The sequence below is a fragment of the Streptomyces odontomachicola genome, from assembly GCF_039605595.1.
Taxonomy (GTDB): Bacteria; Actinomycetota; Actinomycetes; order Streptomycetales; family Streptomycetaceae; genus Streptomyces.
This window is the reverse complement of the sequence record NZ_JBCFOK010000022.1, coordinates 91467-110486: the sequence shown is the minus strand read 5'-3', so window position 1 is coordinate 110486 and position 19020 is coordinate 91467. Positions and strand designations below refer to the sequence as shown.

Genomic DNA, 19020 nt, shown 5'->3' with positions numbered 1-19020 from the left:
GGGTGCGGTGGGTCGGGGGGGGGGGGGGGGGGCGGGCGGTGGCGCGATTGGGGGGGCGCGGCGCCCCCAACGGGGGGGGGGGGGGCCCGCGCCCCCCCACCCCCTCAACGCGTCGTCCGCGGCGCCTACTTACGCGACAGCCACTTCACCTCGTACCCCTTCATCGGGAAGCTGCGGCCGTCGATCTTCGCGTCGATGCGGCGGTCCAGGGTGTTCACCACCAGGACCGCCTTGTCGTCGGCGAGGACGACCACGTTGGGGCGGTCGTCCTTGGCGATCGACACCTGCCGGAAGCGCGTGCCGGGGCCGAACTCCTTGTCGAAGCGGGACAGCAGGCCCATCATCGGCAGCTCGCCGCCGCCGTCGCCCAGCTCCGTGGAGCGCCACAGGCAGCCGGCGCACTTGCCGCCCTTGTTCTGCGGGTTCCAGTAGAAGGCGGTCTCGGTGCCGCCGCGTGCGAGCGCCGCCATGCCGGCGGCCTGCACGGCGAGCCTGTGCTGCTCGCTCCAGCCGTCCCGCTCGTCGTTCTCGTCGCCGGTCTCCACATACCACTCGTTCCACCACAGCGGCAGCTTGGTGACCTTGCGCACCCACTCGCTGACCGCGGTGAACTTCTGCGTCGCGGTGAACTCGTCCGGGACGTACCGGTCGTCGATGGAGTAGCTGGAGCCGTCCACCACGGCGAAGTCGGCGCCCTTCCTGTGCCGGCTCCAGTACTCCACCGCGTCCAGCGAGCGCTGGTCCAGCGCGCCCCAGGGCCCGGTCACGTCCGAGGCGTGGGTGCTGGCGCGGCCGACGCTGTCCATCACGACGTACGGGCCGCCGACCAGGTTGTTGCGGTTGACCTTCTTCAGCGCGGTGTAGACGAGGTTGTAGAGGCGCGTGTACCCCTCGTAGTCCCAGCGGTCGGCGCGGTCGTCGTAGAAGCCCTTGAGCTCGTTCCACACGACGAAGTGCCGCACGTCCGGATAGCGCCGGGCGACCGTGGCCGCGAGCCGCGCGAAGTCCGCGTAGTGCCGGGGCGTGGGCGCGCCCTCCAGATCGCCCCAGTCGGTCTTGCCGGGCTCGCCGCCCTCCTTCATCCAGTCGGGGGCGCAGCACAGCGTGATCACGGGCGGGCGCCCGGTGCGGCGCATGAGGTCGACCCGCCGGTCCAGGTCCGCGAAGTCGTACTTCCCCGGTGACGGCTCGGGGTTGTCGGCGCCCCAGCCCATGATGTGCTGGTTCTGCGGGAGGCGTACGTCGCCGAGCAGCGAGTCCGCCTTGCCGACCGCGCCCTTGTCGCCCTCGTCCGCGCTGGCCGCGGTGTGGGTGAAGCCCCAGCCGAGGTCGACGCTCTGCCGGCCCGTGGGCGGCGTCGGGTCGCCGAAGACGCCGCCCTGGCCTCCGGAGCTCCCCGGGGGGAAGCCGCACATGGCCAATATGAGCCCGGCCACGACGATGGCGGCGCCCGCCAGACCCGCCATGCGTGACTTCTGCACATTCATCGCCGTACGTCCCCCACCTGCAGCCCCTCCTCGCGCGGCGCGCCCGCGCTCTCCCCCCGCGCCGCGTGACCGTCCGGGCCAGGGTATCGAGGCGGATGCCCGGATTTGCCGGTTCCGCTCGAACGTCTGGGTAAACGTGTGCGGAACGGGGGTTCACGGCCCGGCGGCTTCGCAGGTGGCGCGGGGTGCGGGCGGGGTGTGGCACGGGTCGGGTACGGCTTCGTCACCGCTCTGGCACAGGGCCCGGCGCGGCGGGCGGCCCGGCACGGCGGCCCCGTACAACGGCTCCGTGCGCCGGCCCCGTACACCATCCCGTACGGGTCCGGCAGGGCGCTCGGGAAACAGGTGTGCACGATCCGGGCGCGATGCCGGATCATGGGCGGCATGTCTGCGCACCGCCGACCGCTTTCCGCACCGACCGACAGGAGCGACCCCCTGACTTCTCCCGTCCGCCCCGAGGACGCCCTCGAGGCCCGCCTGACCATCGACGACACCGACTCGCCCTCGGACGTGATCGACGCGCTCTTCCTGGGGCGGTTCACGAAGGGGCAGCAGCCCTACTCGCGGGCCCACTCGGTCGACCGCGTCAAGAAGGGGCGCACCCTGCTGCCGCCGGGCGCGACGGTGCTGCGGGAGGCGCGCGCCGACGGCCGGGTCACCACGCTCTGCGAGGGCGAGGGCTGGACGGCGCTGGTCTCCATCTGGCACCACGGCGCGGACGTCACGGTCACCGCGGTCTCCGACGAGCTGGCGAAGGAGAAGCTGGACGCGGCGGTGGACGGCGCGGAGGACGAGCCGGAGCCGCACTCCGACAAGGTCGGCATGGGCTTCTGGTACCACTCCCCCATGCGCGGGCCGCGCCGCACGACGCGCACGATCTCGGCCGGCTCCTGGCAGGAGGTGCGGCCCAACTACACGGCGCCGGTGGCCACCGCCATGGACGAGCTGATGAAGGTCACGCCGGACGAGATCTCCGGGCGGCTTCTCCTGCTGCACGGGCCGCCCGGTACGGGGAAGACCTCGGCGCTGCGTACGCTCGCGCGGTCGTGGCGCGACTGGTGCCAGGTGGACTGCGTGCTCGATCCGGAGCACCTGTTCTCCAACATCGGGTATCTGATGGATCTGGCGATCGGCGCGGACGACGCGGAGGACGACGGGCGGTGGCGGTTGCTGCTGCTGGAGGACTGCGACGAGCTGATCCGCGGGGAGGCGAAGGCGGCGGCCGGTCAGGCGCTGTCCCGGCTCCTGAACCTGACCGATGGCCTGCTCGGGCAGGGCCGCAACGTCCTCGTCGGCGTCACGACGAACGAGGACCTGGAGCGGCTGCACCCCGCGGTCGTCCGTCCCGGGCGCTGCCTGGCCCGCATCGAGGTCGGCGCCCTGACGCGCGAGGAGGCGGTCGGCTGGCTGGGCACCGAGGAGGGCGTGGGCCGCGACGGCGCGACCCTCGCCGAACTCTTCGCCCTCCGCAAGGGCACGTCCCCCTCCTCCCTCCCACCCCAGGGCCCCCGAGAGGGAGCGGGGATGTACCTCTGACCTTGCGTCTGGGTGTGGGCGCTGCGCGCCGCGGCGTCTCCTCCTACGGAGGTGTGGGCGTGCGTTCCTCCCCCAGCTACCGCTGGGAGGTGCCCCCTGGGGCGGAACGGGCGGGCACACCGGAACCGCCAGCCGCGAGGCCCCCGCCCCCGCGCACCCAAGTCCCGCGCTCGGCGCGGGCGTTCACGGGGCTGCGCCCCGGACCCCGTTGGGTGCGTGGTTGCGGGAGGCCGGGGGCGCAAGTCCGGTTGTGCCCACCCGTTCCGCCCCAGCGGAACGAATGCCCACAACCTCGTGGGGGGGGAGGCCGCCAGGCGGGACCGCAGCCCGCAACCTCGTACGGGACGGCGGGTGGGCAGAGCCCCGGACTTGACCGCAACCCACACCTCAGTGGGCGGTTACGTGCCCGCCTCTCGCATGCGCCCATACGCATACACACACCCGGCCAACGCCAACATCGCCAGCAGCATGAACCCGATCGCATACGACCCCTTCGCGCTGTAGATCGCGCCCATCACGATGGGCGGCACGAAGCCGCCCAGCCCACCCACAGCGCCCACGATCCCCGTCACGCTCCCCACCTGCTCCTGCGGCGTCACCCGCGACACCAGCGCGAAGACGCTGCCGCTCGTCGTCCCGAGGCCCGCGGCCATCACCAGCAGCGCGAGCGTCCCCATCGGCGCCAGGGAGGGGTCGAAGGACTGGACGATGGCGAACAACGCCACGATGCCCAGGGCCCAGGTGGTGACCACGGCGGGGTGCACACGGTCCGAGAGCCATCCGCCGATGGGCCGGAAGATGACCGTGACCAGCGCGAAGCCCGCCGCCTTCGTCCCCGCGTCCGTGGGCGTCAGCTCGTACCAGGTCTTCAGGTACGTGGGCAGGTAGACGCCGAAGGCCACCACGCCGCCGAAGCCGATCGCGTACAGCGCGGACAGCTCCCAGGTGACGCGCAGGTCGCCGGCCTGCCGCAGCCGCGCGCCGAGCGGGGTCGTGGGGACCTGCCGGTCGGGCCGGTCGCGCAGCAGCAGCCAGCCGAGCACGGCGAACGTCGCGAGGGCGATGGCGACCACGTAGAAGGGAAGCCCGTCGCCGTGCTTGTAGATGCGCGGCGTGAAGAACCCCGACAGCGCTACCCCGCCCATGCCCATCCCGAACACGCCGACAGCGAACCCCCGCTGCGCGGGCGGGAACCAGGAGTTGACCAGCGGCACCCCGATGGCGAACGTCGTGCCGCCGAGCCCCAGCACGAAGCCGACCACGATCAGCCCCGCGAACGAGCTCTGCACCACGACCAGCAGCAGCACCGGCACAATGGTCAGCGCGGTGACCAGCGGGAACATGAGCCGCGCCCCGTACTGGTCGGTGAGCGCCCCCACCGGCACCCGCCCCAGCGAGCCGACGATCACCGGGATGGCGACCATGAGCGACTGCGAGAAGGAGCCGATGCCCAGGTCGGCGGCGAAGTCGGAGCCGAGCGGGGCGATCAGGTTCCAGGCCCAGAAGGTGAGCGCGAACATCGCCGTGGCCGTGAAGAGGTTGCGGTAGGCCGCCGGGTCGGGTTTCCCGGAGGCCGAGGGCACGGGCGGAGCCGGACTCGGCTCTGTGGACTGGGCGTTCACTGGACACGCTCCCATCCGCGGCGTTCCGGACGGGCGGCGAGCCTGCCCTCGTCCCTGCTGCGGTAGACGACGTACGGGCGGAAGAGGTACTGCACGGGCGCGCTGAAGATGTGCACGAGCCGGGTGTAGGGGACGAGCGCGATCAGGGCGAGGCCGACCACCACGTGGATCTGGTAGAGGACCGGCACGCCCTCCATCCGGGCCGTGTCCGGCTGGAGCGTGAAGAGGCTGCGGAACCAGGGCCCGATCGACTGCCGGTAGTTGTAGCCGTCGCCGCTCGCGTGCGTGAGCTTGGCCCACATGCCCATGACGATCGCGCCGAGCAGCACCAGGTACATGAGCTTGTCGTTCACGGTCGTCGCCCGGAACACGGGGCCGTTGGTGCGCCGCCGGTAGATCAGCAGCGCGATGCCGAGCACCGTGAGGACCCCCGCGAAGGTGCCGCCGATCAGCGAGAACAGGTGGTAGACGTGCTCGCTCACGCCGACCTTGTCCGACCAGGACTGCGGGATGAGCAGGCCCACCAGGTGCCCGGCGAAGACGAACAGGATGCCGTAGTGGAAGGAGGGCGAGGCCCAGCGCAGCAGCCGGGACTCGTAGAGCTGCGAACTGCGCGTGGTCCAGCCGAACTTGTCGTAGCGGTAGCGCCAGACGGTTCCCGCGACGAGCAGCACGAGGACGACGTACGGCAGGGCGGTCCACAGGAGGGTGGTCATCACTGCTCTCCGGTGAGGATCGGGAGGAGGCGGGAGGAGGATCCGGGCGCGTCGGGGGCGCCGTACGGTTCGAGGCCGACGGTCTCCTGGGGCGGCCCGCCCCGCGCCATCGCGCGCGCGGCCTCCCGGTCCTTGGGCGAGGCGCCGGGCAGCGTCCCGCACACGGCCTCCAGCAGACCCGCGTACGGGGTCTCCGCCTCGGCGAGGGAGAGCCGCAGCAGTTCGAGGCCCGGACGGTTGCGGCGGAGCAGTTCATCGGTGCGGGCGAGCGCGGAGAACTCCAGCACGGCCGGCAGGAAGTCGGGCAGTTCCTCGGTGTCGTGGAAGTCGAGCCCGTGCGCGCGGTAGGTCTCCTTGAAGGCGACCAGGCTCTCGCCGCGCCGCCGGGTGTCCCCGTCGGTCCACCAGCTCAGATGGAGGCAGCGCCGGTTCTTGAAGTCGAAGACCCGTACGTAGTGCTCCTCAAGATCCTGCTGCCCGCTGGCCTCCGCGTGGTCGAGGAAGGCGCGCAGCAGCCGCGCCGGTGCGCCGCGGCGGCCCTCCAGCGCGCGGCGCAGCAGCGGCAGGTCGGTGCGCAGCCGCGCGTCGGGGTAGCTGAGGCAGCGCGCCGCCGCCTGGTGCTCGACGTCGTACGGGATCTTGCGCGGTCTCATCGCGGCTCGCCTCCCTCGGGCGCGGCGCCGGGTCTGTCGCCGCCCTCTTCCGCCCGGGTCTCCGGGAAGAGTCCGTCGGGGCGTCCGTTGCCGTCCCAGTTGAGGAGGTTGACGCGGCCCTTGGTGGGGTCGGCGGGCTCGTCGGCGGTCTGGCGGTCGCGCAGGACGTGGAAGTTCTCGACGGCGACGGGTACGGGGCCGCCGGACTCCTCTCCCACGGGACCCGAGCCTGGAACGCCGCCCATGCCGGGCCCGCCCTCGAAGTCGAGGCTGCACGTGTCGGGCAGCGCGGTCTCCTCCAGCCTCTGCGCGTCGCCGACCGCGGCGGTGGGGATCACGTACCGCTCGTCGTACTTGGCGATGGCCAGCAGCCGGTACATCTCCTCCAGCTCGCGCCCGGTCATGCCGACCTTCCGCGCGGCCTCCTCCTCGGAAACGCCGCTCTCCTCGCCGAGGTTGACCCGGCGCATGTGCGCGCGCATCGCGGCGAGCTTCTCCAGGGAGGAGCGGACAGGACCGGTGTCGCCGGCGGTGAAGAGCTCGGCGAGGTATTCGAGGGGGATGCGGAGGGTGTCGATGGCGCCGAAGAGGTTGTCGGCGTCCTCGCCGTCGTTGCCGGTCTCGGTGAGCGCGTCCACCACGGGCGAGAGCGGCGGCACGTACCAGACCATCGGCATGGTGCGGTACTCCGGATGCAGGGGCAGCGCCACCTTGTACGTGCTGATCAGCGCGTACACCGGGGACTTCTGGGCCGCGGCGATCCAGTCGTGCGGGATGCCGTTGCGCTCGGCGTCGCGGCGCACCTGGGGGTCGGCGGGGTCGAGGAAGACGTCCAACTGGGCTTCGTACAGGCCCTGTTCGTCGGGCGTGGTGGCCGCCTCGGTGACCTTGTCGGGGTCGTAGAGGATCACCCCGAGGTAGCGGAGCCGGCCGACGCAGGTCTCGGAGCAGACGGTGGGCAGGCCGACCTCGAGGCGCGGGTAGCACAGCGTGCACTTCTCGGCCTTGCCGGTCTTGTGGTTGAAGTAGACCTTCTTGTACGGGCACCCGGTGACGCACATGCGCCAGCCCCTGCACTGGTCCTGGTCGACGAGCACGATGCCGTCCTCGCTGCGCTTGTACATCGCGCCGGACGGACAGGAGGCCACACAGGACGGGTTGAGGCAGTGCTCGCAGATGCGCGGCAGGTAGAACATGAAGGTCTCTTCGAATTCGGCCCGGACCTTCTGCTGCGTGGACTCGCGCACCTTGCTGACCAGCGGGTCCTGGTCGCTGACCTCGCTGAACCCGCCGAGGTTGTCGTCCCAGTTGGCGCTCCACTCGATCTTCATGGGCTTGCCGGAGAGCAGCGAGCGCGGCTCGGCGACGGGGATGTCGTCGCCGAGCGGGGCCTCGGTGAGGTTCTTGTAGTCGTACGTCCAGGGCTCGTAGTAGTCCTTGACGTTGGGCATCAGCGGGTTGGCGAAGATCGTCGCCAGCTTCTTGAAGCGGCCGCCGGCCTTGAGCTTGAGCTTCCCCTTCTTGTTCAGCTCCCAGCCGCCGCGCCAGGTGTCCTGGTCCTCGTACCGGCGCGGATAGCCCTGGCCAGGGCGGGTCTCGACGTTGTTGAACCACACGTACTCGACGCCGCCGCGGTTGGTCCACGCCTGTTTGCAGGTGACCGAGCAGGTGTGGCAGCCGATGCACTTGTCGAGGTTCATGACCATGGCGATCTGCGCCATCACGCGGCGGCCCTGCTGCTGCTTCGCCTTCCGGCCCGCCATCAGTACGTCACCTCCTGCGCGCGGCGGCGGATGACCGTCACCTCGTCGCGCTGGTTGCCGGTCGGGCCCAGGTAGTTGAAGGCCCAGGAGAACTGCCCGTAGCCGCCGATGAGATGGCTCGGCTTGAGGATCAGCCTGGTCAGCGAGTTGTGGATGCCGCCACGCTTCCCTGTGCTCTCGGCCTTGGGGGTGGCCACGGTGCGGTCCTGCGCGTGGTGCATGTAGACGGTGCCGCGCGGCATGCGGTGCGAGACGATCGCGCGGGCCACGACGACGCCGTTGCGGTTCACGGCCTCGATCCAGTCGTTGTCCCACACCCCGATCGCCTCGGCGTCCTGCGGCGACATCCAGATGCTCTGCCCGCCGCGCGAGAGCGCCAGCATGAACAGGTTGTCCTGGTACTCGGAGTGGATGGACCACTTGCTGTGCGGAGTGAGATAGCGGACGGTCACCTGCTTCTCGCCGTCCGGGCCCAACTCCGGCTCGCCGAACAGCCTGTTCATGTCGAGCGGCGGCCGGTAGACGGGCAGTGCCTCGCCCAGCTCGTGCATCCAGTCGTGGTCGAGGAAGAAGTGCTGCCGCCCGGTGAGCGTGTGCCAGGGCTTCAGGTGCTCGGTGTTGAGCGTGAACGCGGTGTAGCGCCGGCCCCCTGACTCGCTGCCCGACCACTCGGGCGAGGTGATCACGGGTACGGGCGCCGCCTGGGTGTCCGCGTAGCTGATCCGCTTGCCCTCGTGCTCGGCCGCGAGGTGTGCCATCTCCTGCCCCGTACGGGCCTCCAGGGTGTGGAACCCCTGGGTCGCCAGGCGCCCGTTGGTGGTCCCCGACAGGGCGAGGATCGTGTCGCACGCCTTGACCGCGGTGTCCAGGAGGGGCCGCCCGTCGGCAGGGCCGCCGTGCCGGATGCCGTTGCGCTGCTTGAGCTGCTCGACCTCGCGGTCCGGGTGGAGCGCGATGCCCTTGGCGGGGAGCCCGAGCCTCTCCACCAGCGGCCCGAGCGTGGCCATCTTCTCGGCGACCGCCGGGTAGTCCCGCTCGACGACGGTGAGCTGCGGCATCGTCTTGCCGGGTACGGGATCGCACTCGCCCGCGCGCCAGTCCCGTACGACGCCGCCGGGCTGGGCCGTCTCGCCGGGGGTGTCGTGCTGGAGCGGCGTGGCGACGACGTCTCTCCTCACCCCGAGGTGGTCGCGGGCCAGTTCGCTGAACCGGCGGGCGATGGCGTGGAAGGCGTCGAAGTCGGAGCGGGCCTGCCAGGGAGGGTTCACCGCCGGGGTGAAGGAGTGCACGTAGGGGTGCATGTCCGTGCTGGACAGGTCGTGCTTCTCGTACCAGGTGGCGGCGGGCAGCACCACGTCCGACATCAGCGTGGAGGAGGTCATGCGGAAGTCGAGGGAGAGCAGCATGTCGAGCTTGCCCTCGGGCGCTTCGGGCCGCCAGGTCACATCGCGCGGCCGCACCTCCTCCGGTGCCTCCTCGGCGCTCACGGAGGAGTCGGTGCCGAGCAGATGGCGCTGGAAGTACTCGGCGCCCTTGGCCGACGATCCCAGCAGGTTGGCGCGCCAGAGCGTCAGCACGCGCGGCCAGTTGGCGGGGTCGTCGGGGTCCTCGCAGGCGAAGCCGAGCCGCCCTCCGGCGAGCTGCTTCACGATGTCGCCCACCGGATCGGCCTCGCCCGCCTCGTCGGCGAGGTCCAGCGGATTGCGGTCGAAGGTCGGGTACGAGGGCATCCACCCCGTACGGGTCGCGAGCGCCAGGCAGTCGGCGCCGGTCATCCCCTCGAAGGCGCCCGTACCAAGCGGCGAGGCCATCACATCGGCGGTGAAGCGGTCGTAGCGCCACTGGTCGGTGTTGAGGAACCAGTACGCGGTGCCGATCATCTGCCGCGGCGGCCGCGACCAGTCGTTGGCCGAGGCCAGCGAGGCCCAGCCGGTCACGGGGCGGCACTTCTCCTGGCCCACGTAGTGCGCCCAGCCGCCGCCGTTGCGCCCCTGGCACCCGGTGAGCTGGAGCAGCGCGAGGAAGGTCCGGTAGATCGTCTCCGAGTGGAACCAGTGGTTGGTCCCCGCGCCCATGAGGATCATGCAGCGCCCCTCGGACTTCTCCGCCGTCCGCGCGAACTCCCGCGCGATACGCGCCGCCTGAGCCGCCGGTACCGAGGTGTGCTCCTCCTGCCACGCTGGTGTGCCGGGGGTGCTCGCATCCTCATACCCCGCAGGCCACTCCCCCGGCAGCCCCTCACGTGCGACGCCGTACTGCGCCAGCAGCAGGTCGAAGACCGTGGTGACCAGCGGCCCCTGCTGACCACCCAATCGTGTGGCGGGCACGCCGCGCCGCACGGTCTCGCCTCGCCCCTGCCCGTGCGCCCCGCCGTCGGTGTCGAAGCGGGGCAGCAGCACCTCGGCGCCGGTCGCGAACTCGCTCCCGTGCAGCGTCAGTTGCGGCTCCGTCTCCCCCAGGTCGAGGTTCCAGCGGCCCTCGCCGCCCTGCGTCCAGCGGAAGCCGAGCGAACCGTTGGGCACCGCCGGCATGCCGGTCGCGCCGTCCAGCACCGCGGTCTTCCACTCCGCGCCCTCGCTGCCGTCGCCCAGGTCGGAGGCGCGCAGGAACTTCGCCGGCACGTACGCGCCGTCCCTCTCCTCCAGGGTCACCAGGAACGGCAGGTCGGTGAAGCGGCGCACGTAGTCCTCGAAGAAGGGGGTGCGCCGCTCGACGAAGAACTCCTTGAGGATCACGTGCCCCATGGCCAGGGCCAGCGCGCCGTCGGTGCCCGGGTGCGGGTGCACCCACTCGTCGCCGAACTTCGCGTTGTCCGCGTAGTCGGGGGCCACCACCACGACCTTCTGACCCCGGTACCGCGCCTCGGCCATCCAGTGCGCGTCCGGCGTCCGCGTGACCGGCACGTTCGAGCCCCACATGAGCAGGTACGCCGCGTCCCACCAGTCACCCGATTCGGGAACGTCGGTCTGGTCGCCGAACACCTGCGGAGAGGCCACGGGCAGGTCCGCGTACCAGTCGTAGAACGACAGCATCGGAGCGCCGATCAGCGACATGAAGCGGGCCCCGGCCGCGTGCGACACCATCGACATCGCCGGGATCGGCGAGAAGCCCGCGACCCGGTCAGGCCCGTACTTCTTGATCGTGTGCACATGCGCCGCGGCCACCATCTCCACGGCCTCGTCCCAGGTCGTGCGCACGAGCCCGCCCTTGCCGCGCGCCCTCTGGTAGCGCCGCCGCCGCTCGCCGTCGTGCTGGATGTCGGCCCAGGCCAGGACGGGGTCGCCGGTGCGCTGCTTCGCCTCGCGGTACATCTCCTGGAGGACGCCGCGCACGTACGGATAGCGGACCCGGGTGGGCGAGTAGGTGTACCAGGAGAACGCGGCACCCCGCGGGCAGCCGCGGGGCTCGTACTCGGGGCGGTCGGGGCCGACGGAGGGGTAGTCGGTCTCCTGGGTCTCCCAGGTGATGATCCCGTCCTTGACGTACACCTTCCAGCGGCAGGATCCGGTGCAGTTCACGCCGTGCGTGGAGCGGACCACCTTGTCGTGGCTCCAGCGGTCCCGGTAGAAGACGTCCCCGTCCCGCCCGCCCTCCTTCGTGACCGTCCGCAGGTCGCCGGAGACGACACCCCGGGTGAAGAACCTCCCGGTGCGCAGCAGCAGTTCGCTCGCGGCGCCGTCCAGACCCGGTGCACCCCTGCTCGGACTGGCTGTCACTGACCCTCCTCGGCGTGGACAGGCCCGGAACCCCGGCGTTGCCCTCCGGGCAGAGCCGCAAGGTACGAGCTGGTCTCCGGTCACGCTAAGAGCCGTTCAGGCCCCTTACGCGCTCGCCGGGACCACCCGGGTGACGTGCGGTGACAGGGCGTCAGCGGGGGCTCGTGGGGCGGCGGGTCCCGTGGGGCGGCGAAGCCGCGGACCGGCGTCGGAGCGGTGCGGCGGCGGCGAGTCGGTGGCGGGGCGGCGAACGTAAATGGATCGAGCGTTGTCAGTGCCCGCTGCCACAATCCGGGAATGGATGTCGCCGAACTGACCGAGCGCACCGCACGCGGCGAGCGCTTCTCCTACCTCTGCTTCTGGGGCCACCGCCCGCTGCGGGACGGCAGCGCGGGCAGGGGCTGCCTGAGCCAGTGGTGGCACGCCCCGTTCACCGTCGAGGGGGTGGAGTACGCCACGGCAGAGCACTGGATGATGGCCGGCAAGGCCCGGCTGTTCGGCGACGCGGAGGCGGAGCGCCGTGCGCTGGCGGCCCGTCACCCCGGGCAGGCCAAGACGGAGGGGCGCATGGTGCGCGGCTTCGACGAGGCGGTGTGGGAGCGGGAGCGGTTCGAGCTGGTGGTGGAGGGCAGCACCCACAAGTTCGACCAGCACACGGAGCTGCGCGAGTTCCTGCTCGGCACAGGCGACCGCGTGCTGGTCGAGGCCAGCCCGCTGGATCGGATATGGGGCATCGGGCTGGCGTCCGACGACGAGGCGGCACACGACCCGGCCCGCTGGCAGGGCCTCAATCTGCTCGGCTTCGCGCTGATGGAGGCGCGGAAGCGGCTGCTCAGCCGCTTCGCGGTCCCACCGGGCGCAGCCGCACGGACAGGCAGGTGACGCAGCCCTCCAGCTTTTCGAACTCCCCGATGTCCACCGGCACCGGGTCGTAGCCGAGCCCCCTGAGCAGCTCCTCGGTGCGCGGTGCCCCGGCCGCCATCAGCAGGGCGCTGCCGCCGAGCTGCACGACGTGCGCGCCGCGCTCCTCGGGCACGGGCAGGAAGTGCGGGAAGAGAGAGGGGTGGTCGGTCAGTGAGGGGTGGCCGATGACGGTGCCGTCGGGCAGCGCGGTGACGGCAGACTTGAGGTGCAGTACGGAGCTGACAGGTACGCCGATGACGCGGGCGCCCAAGGGCTCGAAGGCGCCGCGGAGTTGGCGCAGGCCCTCGGCGTTGGTGCGCCCGCCGCGGCCCACGTAGACGGTGTCGCCGACCTTGAGTACGTCGCCGCCGTCCAGGGTGCCGGGGGCCTCGATGTGCCGGAGCGTGTAGCCGAGCCCGGCGAGCGCGGCCTCGGAGCCCGCGGTCTCGGCCCGCCGGGACGCGGCACCGGGGCGGGTCAGCAGCGCGGTGCCGCGGAAGACCACCGCGGTGTCCTCGACGAAGACGGCGTCGGGGCACTCCTCGGCCGACGGCGCCTCGGCGGTCTCCCAGCCGTGCGTGCGCAGTGCCGCCACGTACTCCTCCCACTGGCGCACCGCCAGCGCCACGTCCACCGGCTTGCGGTCGACATGGGTCACAAGACCCTCGGCGAGGCGGGGACCCGGGCGGCGTACGAGGGCGGTGTGGCGGCGCAGTGCGTGCGGTGACATGCGCTGAAGCGTTCCCGCGTCCCGCCGCGGCGAACCGGCGGTGCTGTGTGCGAGCGGGTCGCCCGTGCGGGTGCGCGTGCCCGCGCGGGCGGGGTGGCGTGGGGAGGCGGGGGGTCGCGGAGCGGCTGGGCGCGGGTCGACAGTGCGTGTCGGCCTTGGACCGTGGGCTGCGCGGCGCGGGTGGCCCGGCGGGGTCGGCCGTGGGCCGCGCGGCTCGGGCGCGGTCGGCCTCGGGCCGCGCGGCGTGGGCGGTGTGCGCGGGTCGGCCGTGCGGCGCGGGCGCGGTCGGCCTCGGGCCGCGCGGCGTGGGCGGTGTGCGCGGGTCAGCCGCGCGGCGCGCGGACCGGCGCGGGGTCGGCCGTAGGCCGTGCGGCGCGGGGTCGGCCTTGGACCGTGGGCCGTGCGGCGCGGGCGGACCGGCGCGGGGGCAGGTAGGCCGTGGGGCGCAGGTGGCCCGGCGTGGGGTCAGCCGTAGGTGGCGCGCAGGGCCTCCTCGACCGCGGCGCGCGCCGCGGTCTCGTCGAGGCCGAGGCGGTGTGCGCGCTGCGCGTAGGACTGCGCGGCCTCGGCTGCCTCGCGGGACGCGGCGTCCTCGGCTGCCGCCACGAAGGTGCCGCGCCGGCCGCGGGTCTCGATCACGCCGTCGGACTCCAGCGCGCGGTACGCCTTGGCCACGGTGTTCGCGGCGAGCCCCAGCTCCTCGGCGAGGCCGCGCACGGTGGGCAGCTTGTAGCCGACGGGCAGGGCGCCGGAGCGCGCCTGCCCGGAGATCTGCGCGCGCAGCTGCTCGTAGGGCGCGTCCTGATCGGCCGTGTCGATACGGATCTTCAAGGTCACGCGCCCATTGTCCACCCCGGGCACGCGCGGAGTCCGGCGCGGCCCGATCGCGGGTCGGCCTCCGCTCGGCCGTCGCTCGGCCGTCGCTCGGCCGTCGCTCAGCCGAGCTGGAGCGAGCGCTTGGCCAGGCCCCACCAGAAGCCGTCGATCACCGTGCGCTGGCCCGCCAGGTCCGCCTCGCCCGCGCCGAGGGCGACGAAGAGCGGGGCGAAGTGTTCGCTGCGCGGGTGCGCGTACCCGCCGCCGGGCGCCCGGTGGGTGAAGTCCAGCAGCGCGTCCACGTCCTGCCGCTCCAGCGCCTCGCGGCCCCAGTGGTCGAACTCCCGCGACCAGTTCGGCGCCTCGGCCGGGCCCGTACCGGGGGTCATGCCGTCGAGGTTGTGGGTGAAGAAGCCGCTGCCGACGATCAGGTACCCCTCGTCGCGCAGCGGCGCGAGCCTGCGGCCCAGGTCCAGCAGCCGCCCGGGGTCGAGGGTCGGCATGGACATCTGGAGCACCGGCACGTCGGCGTCCGGATACATCTCGACCAGCGGTACGTACGCGCCGTGGTCGAGCCCGCGCTCCGGCGCCTCCCGCACCCCGGAGCCCGCGGCGGCCCGGCCGCCGGGTCCGGAGAGGAGCTGCCGTACGCGGGTGGCGAGCGCGGGGGCGCCCGGCGCCTCGTACCGCACCCCGTAGTAGCACTCCGGGAAGCCCCAGAAGTCGTAGACCAGCGGAACGGTCTCGGTCGCCCCGAGGGTCACCGGCGCCGACTCCCAGTGCGCCGAGATCATCAGCACAGCGCGGGGCCGCGGGAGCTCCCGTGACCAGGCGGCGAGCTGCGACGTCCACAGCGCGTCGTCGGCGAGCGGCGGGGCGCCGTGGCTCAGATAGAGGACGGGCATCCGGGCCGCGGAGGGGCCCGGCGCCTCGACGGGGCCGGGCGCCGGAACGGGGGTGTCGGTCATGGCCGTTGGACCTCTCTGCCGGGGGCCGGGGCGGGCGGCCCCGTGGTGCGGGGCCGCCCGGACGTTCCGGTCCTGCTCGGTCGCGGAGCTCAGTTGCGGATGAGGAGGGTGCCCGCGGCGAGTACGGCGCTGAGCACCAGGGCGGCGGCGCCGTAGACGAGGCGGTGCGAGCGGAGCACCGGGAGGATCCGGTCGACGGCGTACCTGCCGGGCCCGGTCAGGGCGAGCGCCGCGGCGCCGGCGGCGATCAGCACGGCGAACTCCACGCCCTCGGGCGCGAACCAGCCGCCGCTCGCGGTCACCGAGACGGCGTTGATCATGGTGCCGAGCACGGCGGCGCCAGCCAGCGGCGTGAGCAGCCCGATCACCAGGCCGAGCCCGCCGAAGGTCTCGGTCAGCCCGGCGACGGTCGCCATCGCCTTCCCCGCCGGGTATCCCATCCCGGCGAACGCCTTGCCTGTGCCCTCCAGACCACCGCCGCCGAACCAGCCGAACAGCTTCTGCGCACCGTGCGCCGCGATGGTCAGTCCGAGCACGACGCGGAGCACCAGCAGGCCGACGTCGTACGCGTGCGCCGAGGCAGCGGGCGCGGGTCCTGCCGGGCGTGCCTGGTCGGCGGAGATGGGTGAGTCGAGAGTGGCGCGGGGGGACGACATGAGCGGAGCCTCCAACGTCGTAGGGGGTTGGGCGTGCTTGTGGGGGTGCGCGCCGTGCTGCGCGCTTGGCAGATGCGAACGCCGCTACGGGGACGTGTGCGGTGATCAGGCACCTGCGGTCCGTTTTTGTTCGCCATTGTTCAAATTCGAACCAGAGCTTGAGCCTAGCCGAAGGTTTGAATTTGAACAACCTTGCGTAATATGGCGGCATGACGGAGAGCCGGTGGCTGGACGATCGGGAGATGGCGGCCTGGGAGGGATTCCTCGAGGCCAGCAACCGGGTCGGCCGCAGACTTGAGCAGCAGCTCAAGGAGGAGGCGGGGCTGTCGCACCCGCAGTACGAGGTGCTGGTACGGCTGGCGGACTCGCCCTGCGGCGAGGCCCGGATGACGGAGCTGGCCGCCCTGCTGATCACTTCGAAGAGCGGTCTGACCTATCAGGTCGGCCAGTTGGAGAAGCGCGGACTGGTACGGCGCAAGTCGTGCCCGGACGATGTGCGGGGCGTGATCGCGGCGATCACCGACGAGGGGCGGCGGGTGCTGGACAAGGCGGCGCCCGGCCATGTGGCCACGGTCCGCCACGCCCTGATCGACGTGCTCGAACCCGAGGAGCTGGGCGTGCTCGCCGAGGCGCTGGGACGCGTGGGACGACGGTTGCGATAGCGACGATCCGCGGCTCTGGAGCTTGGGGGCGCGGCGCGTACGGGTCGTGTACGGGGCCTGCGTACGGGGTGCGTACGGGGTGCGTACGGGGTGGGTCCCGACCCCTAAGGGGCGCCCCGGAGGCATGGACTCAGGTGGGTACGCATGCATGCGCTCCGTCACATGTGGAACCGGGCAGGCGTTCTCCGGCGTTCTGTCCTCCGAGCGGCGTTTTCCGACCGGGCCGCCCACGGACACCGGCGGACGGACACCTGCGGAGAGAACAGGCAACGGCAGCGAAAGGGGAGTGCGGTGAACCTTCTGGATGTGCTCCTGCTGCTCGCGGTGCTCGTCTTCGCCGTGTCCGGCTATCAGCGCGGGCTCGTCGCCGGGCTGTGCTCGCTGGCCGGCTTCGTCGGGGGCGCGGTGCTGGGCGTCTGGCTGCTCCCCTTCGCCCTGCAGTATGTCGACGAGGGCACCACGGCGGCGACCGTCGTCGCGCTGCTCACCGTGCTGATACCCGCGGCCGCGGGGCAGGCGGTCACCGGGCCGCTCGGCGCACGGGCCCGCGAGGCGCTGCGCTGGGCGCCGGTGCGCTGGGCCGACGGCATCGGCGGCGCGGTGGTGAACGGGGTCGCGGTGCTGGTCGTCGGCTGGATGGCGGCGAGCGCCCTGGCGTCCTCGCCCTCTCCCCAGCTCAATCAGGCGATCCGCACGTCCTCGGTCCTCGGCACGGTGCACGACCGGCTGCCCGACCAGGCGGCGACCTGGTTCAACAGGGCCACGGGCGCGCTGACGACGGCCGGGTTCCCGCCCGTCTTCAACCCCTTCGAGCACGAGCCGGGCACCGCGGTCGCCAAGCCGTCCGGCGACTCGGTCACGCCGGCCGCCACCCGCGCGGCGCAGCGCAGCACCGTGAAGGTCGAGGGCATAGCCAACGTCGACGGGCGCCAGCAGGGGCAGGAAGGCAGTGGCTTCGTCTACTCCGACGACCACGTGATGACCAACGCGCACGTGGTCGCGGGCGTCGACGACCCCACCGTGCGAGTCGGCGGCACCGGCGAGCGGAGGGAGGCCAAGGTGGTCCTCTTCGACCCCGGTACGGATGTGGCGGTGCTCGACGTGCCCGGACTCGACGCGCCCTCGCTGGACTTCGCGGGCGACGCGCGGCGCGGCGACCCCGGAGTGGTCGCCGGCTACCCCGAGAACGGCGGCCTCGACCTGCGCGCGGCCACCGTCGCCGAGCGGGTCAACGCGCGCGGCCAGGACATCTACGGCAGCAGCCTGAGCACCCGCGACATATATTCGCTGCGCGCCACGGTGCGTCCGGGCAACTCCGGCGGTCCCCTGCTGACCACCGACGGCCGCGTCGCCGGCGTCATCTTCGCCCGCTCCACCAGCGAGGACGCGACGGGCTACGCCCTCACCACAGACCAGGTCCGCCAACAGGCCGCCCGAGCGTCCAACGCGACGGAGAGGGTGGACACGGGGGACAGGGCCGCGCTTTAAGCGTGGGCGCGCGTTGTGGTTCCTTTGGAGCTTTGACCGCCGGTCACCGCCCCGCCCATCCACGCACCCAACGGGGCCCCGGGGCGGAGCCCCGCGAAGCACGTACTTAATCGGTCGTGAGCCGCCCCTTAAGCGCGGCATAACGATCGTCGCGCAGCCCCAATCGGGCTCAAAAAGCGGGCCGTTGCTGTCTAACGTGCTGGTCGCCAGGCGGGACCGCGTACCACGCGGGACCGGCCCCCAGCGTGAGGAGACCGCAACCATGACCGTTCGCCGGAAGGCCGCAAGCGCCGCAGCCCTCGGCATCGCGCCGCTCGCACTCAGCGTGCTGGCCGCGGGCCCGGCCGCAGCGCACGGCTCCATGGAGGACCCGGTCAGCCGGGTCTCCACCTGCTTCGCCGAGGGCCCGGAGAGCCCGAAGTCCGCGGCCTGCAAGGCGGCGGTGCAGGCCAGCGGGCCGCAGGCGTTCTACGACTGGAACGAGGTCAACATCCCGGACGCGGCGGGCAAGCACCGCCAGATCATCCCGGACGGCAAGCTGTGCAGCGCGGGCCGCGACAAGTACAAGGGCCTCGACCTGCCGCGCAAGGACTGGCCCGCGACGAAGATGACCGCGGGGAAGCACGCCTTCCAGTACAAGGCCACCGCCCCGCACAAGGGCACCTTCGACCTGTACATCACCAAGGACGGTTACGACGCGTCGAAGCCGCTCAAGTGGGCGGACCTGGAGTCCAAGCCGTTCGCCACGGTCAAGGACCCGCAGGTGAAGAACGGGAGTTACACGCTGTCCGGCACCGTGCCGAAGAAGTCGGGGCGGCACCTGATCTACGCGGTGTGGCAGCGTTCGGACAGCCCGGAGGCGTTCTACAGCTGCTCCGACGTGACCTTCGGCGGTAAGGCCGGAGGTGCCGGTGCCAAATCCGCGACCGGCAGCGAGGGTTCGGCCCCCGCCGCACCCGACGACCGGCAGATCAGCGCGGGCGAGGCGAAGTCCACCGTGGACCACAGCGGCCACGGCGCCGACCACCGGGGCCACAACGGCACGGAGTACGCGGACGGTTCGGCGCAGCAGCACGAGGGCCACGCGGCGCAGGACACCTCGGCGCAGGGCGGCGCGAAGCCGAACGGCGGCGCGGCGAAGCTGGCGCACACCGGCGGCGGCGAGGACGACGGCACCGGCACCCTGGCCATCGGCGGCGCGGCAGCGCTGGCGCTCGGCTCGGCGGTGCTCTTCGGCACGGTGCGCCGCCGCGCGACGGGCAACCGCCACCGCGCCTGACCCCAAGGCCCGGCGCCGCCACCCC

General features: G+C 72.4%; 15 protein-coding genes. 5 read left to right on the top strand and 10 right to left on the bottom strand.

Annotated features, from left to right (window positions below; genetic code table 11):
• Nucleotides 1-125 precede the first annotated feature (125 nt).
• The gene (locus ABEE00_RS31895) at nt 126-1466 is read right to left on the bottom strand and encodes a GH39 family glycosyl hydrolase (RefSeq protein WP_345749246.1); all 1341 of its coding nucleotides are present in this window, start codon (nt 1464-1466) and stop codon (nt 126-128) included.
• A 405-nt stretch (nt 1467-1871) separates the two neighbouring features.
• On the opposite strand from ABEE00_RS31895, the gene ABEE00_RS31890 reads away from it, so the two are divergent.
• Nucleotides 1872-3023: a DUF5925 domain-containing protein gene (locus ABEE00_RS31890; RefSeq protein WP_345749245.1), complete on the top strand. Its 1152-nt coding sequence runs from the start codon at nt 1872-1874 to the stop codon at nt 3021-3023.
• A gap of 398 nt (nt 3024-3421) precedes the next feature.
• Here ABEE00_RS31890 and ABEE00_RS31885 read toward each other — a convergent pair whose 3' ends face one another.
• Genes ABEE00_RS31885 through ABEE00_RS31865 form a run of 5 tightly spaced genes read right to left on the bottom strand, consistent with a single transcriptional unit; the run spans nt 3422 to nt 11493 of the window.
• The gene (locus ABEE00_RS31885; protein WP_345749244.1) at nt 3422-4660 is read right to left on the bottom strand and encodes an MFS transporter; all 1239 of its coding nucleotides are present in this window, start codon (nt 4658-4660) and stop codon (nt 3422-3424) included.
• Nucleotides 4642-5361, bottom strand: a complete 720-nt coding sequence (gene narI, locus ABEE00_RS31880; RefSeq protein WP_345749243.1) for a respiratory nitrate reductase subunit gamma — start codon at nt 5359-5361, stop codon at nt 4642-4644. The genes ABEE00_RS31885 and narI overlap by 19 nt, the downstream gene beginning before the upstream one ends.
• Entirely contained in the window at nt 5361-6014 is a 654-nt protein-coding gene (narJ, locus tag ABEE00_RS31875) for a nitrate reductase molybdenum cofactor assembly chaperone (RefSeq protein WP_345749242.1), read from the bottom strand. The genes narI and narJ overlap by 1 nt, the downstream gene beginning before the upstream one ends.
• Nucleotides 6011-7777 carry a nitrate reductase subunit beta gene (gene narH, locus ABEE00_RS31870; protein ID WP_345749241.1) on the bottom strand — a complete coding sequence of 589 codons (1767 nt, stop codon included), beginning with the start codon at nt 7775-7777 and terminating at the stop codon, nt 6011-6013. The genes narJ and narH overlap by 4 nt, the downstream gene beginning before the upstream one ends.
• Complete coding sequence (locus ABEE00_RS31865; RefSeq protein ID WP_345749240.1) at nt 7777-11493, bottom strand: nitrate reductase subunit alpha; 3717 nt, start codon at nt 11491-11493, stop codon at nt 7777-7779. The genes narH and ABEE00_RS31865 overlap by 1 nt, the downstream gene beginning before the upstream one ends.
• A 297-nt stretch (nt 11494-11790) precedes the next feature.
• Between ABEE00_RS31865 and ABEE00_RS31860 the strand changes: the two genes are divergently transcribed.
• Nucleotides 11791-12375, top strand: coding sequence for an NADAR family protein (locus ABEE00_RS31860; RefSeq protein WP_345749239.1), 585 nt, complete (start codon nt 11791-11793; stop codon nt 12373-12375).
• Here the strand turns inward: ABEE00_RS31860 and ddaH are convergent.
• From ddaH to ABEE00_RS31840, 4 genes are all read right to left on the bottom strand, one after another.
• Nucleotides 12326-13126 (bottom strand): dimethylargininase, encoded by an 801-nt coding sequence (ddaH, locus tag ABEE00_RS31855; RefSeq protein WP_345749238.1) that lies wholly within the window; start codon nt 13124-13126, stop codon nt 12326-12328. The two genes, ABEE00_RS31860 and ddaH, sit on opposite strands and share 50 nt — an antisense overlap.
• Before the next feature lie 465 nt (nt 13127-13591).
• On the bottom strand, nt 13592-13963 hold the full coding sequence (locus ABEE00_RS31850) for a GntR family transcriptional regulator (protein WP_345749237.1): 372 nt from the start codon (nt 13961-13963) through the stop codon (nt 13592-13594).
• A 98-nt stretch (nt 13964-14061) separates the two neighbouring features.
• The gene (locus ABEE00_RS31845; RefSeq protein ID WP_451918710.1) at nt 14062-14910 is read right to left on the bottom strand and encodes a dioxygenase family protein; all 849 of its coding nucleotides are present in this window, start codon (nt 14908-14910) and stop codon (nt 14062-14064) included.
• Nucleotides 14911-14999: 89 nt separating this feature from the next.
• Nucleotides 15000-15566: a DoxX family protein gene (locus tag ABEE00_RS31840; protein ID WP_345749236.1), complete on the bottom strand. Its 567-nt coding sequence runs from the start codon at nt 15564-15566 to the stop codon at nt 15000-15002.
• 209 nt (nt 15567-15775) lie between these two features.
• Between ABEE00_RS31840 and ABEE00_RS31835 the strand changes: the two genes are divergently transcribed.
• The 3 genes from ABEE00_RS31835 (at nt 15776) to ABEE00_RS31825 (ending at nt 18995) form a co-directional block, all read left to right on the top strand.
• A complete protein-coding gene (locus ABEE00_RS31835; protein ID WP_345749235.1) occupies nt 15776-16228 on the top strand; it encodes a MarR family winged helix-turn-helix transcriptional regulator in 453 nt (150 codons plus the stop codon).
• 291 nt (nt 16229-16519) lie between these two features.
• Nucleotides 16520-17716, top strand: coding sequence for a MarP family serine protease (locus ABEE00_RS31830; protein WP_345749234.1), 1197 nt, complete (start codon nt 16520-16522; stop codon nt 17714-17716).
• 262 nt (nt 17717-17978) lie between these two features.
• Entirely contained in the window at nt 17979-18995 is a 1017-nt protein-coding gene (locus tag ABEE00_RS31825; protein ID WP_345749233.1) for a lytic polysaccharide monooxygenase auxiliary activity family 9 protein, read from the top strand.
• Nucleotides 18996-19020 lie beyond the last annotated feature (25 nt).

Bases quoted from the DNA above. Each gene is read 5' to 3' on its own strand.
- ABEE00_RS31860 (WP_345749239.1), top strand. From the start codon at position 11,791: ATGGATGTCGCCGAACTGACCGAGCGCACCGCACGCGGCGAGCGCTTC.
- ABEE00_RS31840 (WP_345749236.1), bottom strand. From the start codon at position 15,566: ATGTCGTCCCCCCGCGCCACTCTCGACTCACCCATCTCCGCCGACCAG.
- ABEE00_RS31825 (WP_345749233.1), top strand. From the start codon at position 17,979: ATGACCGTTCGCCGGAAGGCCGCAAGCGCCGCAGCCCTCGGCATCGCG.
- ABEE00_RS31890 (WP_345749245.1), top strand. From the start codon at position 1,872: ATGTCTGCGCACCGCCGACCGCTTTCCGCACCGACCGACAGGAGCGAC.
- ABEE00_RS31885 (WP_345749244.1), bottom strand. From the start codon at position 4,660: ATGGGAGCGTGTCCAGTGAACGCCCAGTCCACAGAGCCGAGTCCGGCT.
- narJ (WP_345749242.1), bottom strand. From the start codon at position 6,014: ATGAGACCGCGCAAGATCCCGTACGACGTCGAGCACCAGGCGGCGGCG.
- ABEE00_RS31895 (WP_345749246.1), bottom strand. From the start codon at position 1,466: ATGGCGGGTCTGGCGGGCGCCGCCATCGTCGTGGCCGGGCTCATATTG.
- ABEE00_RS31835 (WP_345749235.1), top strand. From the start codon at position 15,776: ATGACGGAGAGCCGGTGGCTGGACGATCGGGAGATGGCGGCCTGGGAG.
- narH (WP_345749241.1), bottom strand. From the start codon at position 7,777: ATGGCGGGCCGGAAGGCGAAGCAGCAGCAGGGCCGCCGCGTGATGGCG.
- narI (WP_345749243.1), bottom strand. From the start codon at position 5,361: ATGACCACCCTCCTGTGGACCGCCCTGCCGTACGTCGTCCTCGTGCTG.
- ddaH (WP_345749238.1), bottom strand. From the start codon at position 13,126: ATGTCACCGCACGCACTGCGCCGCCACACCGCCCTCGTACGCCGCCCG.
- ABEE00_RS31845 (WP_451918710.1), bottom strand. From the start codon at position 14,910: ATGACCGACACCCCCGTTCCGGCGCCCGGCCCCGTCGAGGCGCCGGGC.